The 2312-nt window shown below is 70.7% G+C and carries 2 protein-coding genes; both read right to left on the reverse strand.

Translation table 11 applies throughout. From position 1 onward, the window contains the following. Positions 1-1211: homoserine dehydrogenase (locus JHC57_RS22095; protein WP_294032712.1), on the reverse strand; the 1211-nt coding region annotated here is incomplete at its 3' end. Positions 1212-1324: 113 nt separating this feature from the next. After that, positions 1325-2206: a hypothetical protein gene (locus tag JHC57_RS22100; RefSeq protein ID WP_294032713.1), complete on the reverse strand. Its 882-nt coding sequence runs from the start codon at positions 2204-2206 to the stop codon at positions 1325-1327. Between the last annotated feature and the right edge of the window lie 106 nt (positions 2207-2312).

A 2312-nucleotide genomic window follows, 5' to 3' on the forward strand; every position in this document is an offset into this window, starting at 1 on the left:
AGCACGATCACGACGCCGCTGCCGTCCTCGCTGCCGCGCTGGATCAGGCTTTCGATCGAGACGCCGGCGTCGCGCATCGCCGTCGCGATCTCGGCGAGCACGCCGATCCGGTCCTCGACGATCAGGCGGACATAATGTTTGCCGACGCGCGCGCCGGCGTCGGCGGCGGGGGCGGCATCGAGCGCGTCGACCGGCATCGCGAAGGCGGGGCCATATTCGTCGCGCGCGATGTCGATGATGTCGGCGACGATCGCCGACGCGGTCGGCCCCGCGCCCGCGCCCGCGCCCTCGAAAAAGAGGCGGCCGACGAAATTGCCCTCGGCGACGACCGCGTTCAACGCTCCGGGCACATAGGCGAGCGGATGGTCGGCAGGGACGAGGCATGGCTGGACATGCTGGTACAGCCCGCTTCCGTCGCGTTCGGCCATGCCGATCAGGCGGACGCGGTGGCCGAGCGCCTCGGCCTCGCGGATGTCGGCGGCGATCAGGCCGCGGATGCCGTCGGCGGTCACCGCGCCGATATCGAGCCGGGTCCCGAAACACAGCGCGGCGAGGATCGACAATTTGTGCGCGGCGTCGATCCCGTCGACGTCGAAGGTCGGATCGGCCTCGGCATAGCCCTCCGCCTGCGCGGCGCCCAGCGCATCGGCAAAGCTCGCGCCGTCGCGCTCCATCCGCGTCAGGATATAGTTGCAGGTGCCGTTGAGGATGCCATAGACGCGCGCGATCTCGTTCGCCGACGCGCCCTCGCGGATCGCCTTGATCACGGGAATGCCCCCCGCGACCGCGGCTTCGTATTTCAGCGGCGTGTCCCCCGCCTCGGCGAGCCGCGCGAGGTCGAGCCCGTGATGCGCGATCATCGCCTTGTTCGCGGTGACCAGCGCCTTGCCCGCGCCGAGCGCGTGGCGCGCGAGGGTCAGCGCCGATCCGTCGGCGCCGCCGATCATCTCGACCACGACGTCGACATCGTCGGCCGCGACGAGCGCATCCATATCGTCTTCCCAGCGATAGGCGGCGAGGTCGATGCCGCGGTCCTTGTGCCGGTCGCGCGCCGACACCGCGACGATCTCGATCGGGCGTCCCGCGCGGCGCGCGATCAGGTCGCGGTTCGCCTCGAGCAGCCGGACGACCCCGCCGCCGACGACGCCGATCCCCGCGAGCGCGACGCGAAGCGGCGGGCGGGGGGCGGTCGGGGCGGAATAGGGCGACATGCGGGAACTCCGTAAAAGCGCGGAGCCTCGCCCCGTCATCGCGAGCGCCCTATCGGCTTTTCCGGGGGAAACAAGGAAGCTTTTCTGTTTCGGCGATGCCGAAAGCTACGCCGTCACCCGGCCGGCGGCTTGCGCGTGCGCGTGCATTCGCCGAGCGCGCCCAGGATGACGCCATAGTCCGACGCCGCCTTGCGCCGGTCCTCGGGCGCGGTGCCCGCGAGCTTGTTGAGCGGGAGCTGGCGCGGCAATCCGCACGCGAGGCGGTACCAGGCGAGCGTATTGCGCGCCGGGACCGCCGCCGATCCGTCGACGATCTCGCCGAACGCCGCCGCCCAGCGCCGCGACCCGTCGGCGGCGGTCAGCACGGTCAGCGACACCGGCTCGCCGGTGCTCGTGTTGAGGAAGAGCTGCGTCTCGCCCTCGCCGGGCAGCGTGCCCGGGACGTGGAAGCCGTTGGCGATGCCGGTGATCGCGGGCGCGGCGCCGGGCTTGACCAGCTCGGTCAGCACCGCGCGCACCTGCGCCTCGGTCGCGGGGTCCCACGGCAGTTGCGCATCGGGCGCGATCAGGCGGACGCTGCCGGTGTTGCTCGTCCCCGCGGTCGCGCCGGCGACGGGCCGGGCGAAGAGCAGGACGGGCTGTTTCTTCTTCAGCTTGGGCGGCTTGCCCCTCGCATCGAGCGGCAGGTCGACGAGGTAGGAGATTCGCGCCGCGAGCGGCCCCGATCCGCGAATCAGGCTGATAACGTCGGCCTCGACATAGAATCGGGCATGACCCGCCGCGACTCCGGGCGCGCGCTCGGCTTTCAGCGCCGTCGCCTTGTATATGCGCGCGTGCAGCGCGATCGGCGCCGCGGTCGCGAGGTCGGCGACGTCGGCATAGCTGTACGGGCTGGCCGCCGCGGCGGGGGCTGGCGCCTGCATCGCCGAAACGGCGGGAATTCCAAGGGTTAAGATCAGAATGCCAGCGATGGCGGCGGGGCGGGGGAGGCGCATGATCGATCCACTTTCCGTCATTTGTGACACCGGTATCGGCGTTGAAATCCCCATCATGGGACAAGGCACATTAACCGCTGATAAAGGGTTTGCGAATGTGCCGCCA

The sequence above is a fragment of the Sphingopyxis sp. genome (assembly GCF_016463645.1).
Taxonomy (GTDB): Bacteria; Pseudomonadota; Alphaproteobacteria; order Sphingomonadales; family Sphingomonadaceae; genus Sphingopyxis.

What these genes read in the sequence shown, in the direction of transcription:
- JHC57_RS22100 (WP_294032713.1), bottom strand. Translation starts at nt 2,206, where the DNA reads ATGCGCCTCCCCCGCCCCGCCGCCATCGCTGGCATTCTGATCTTAACC.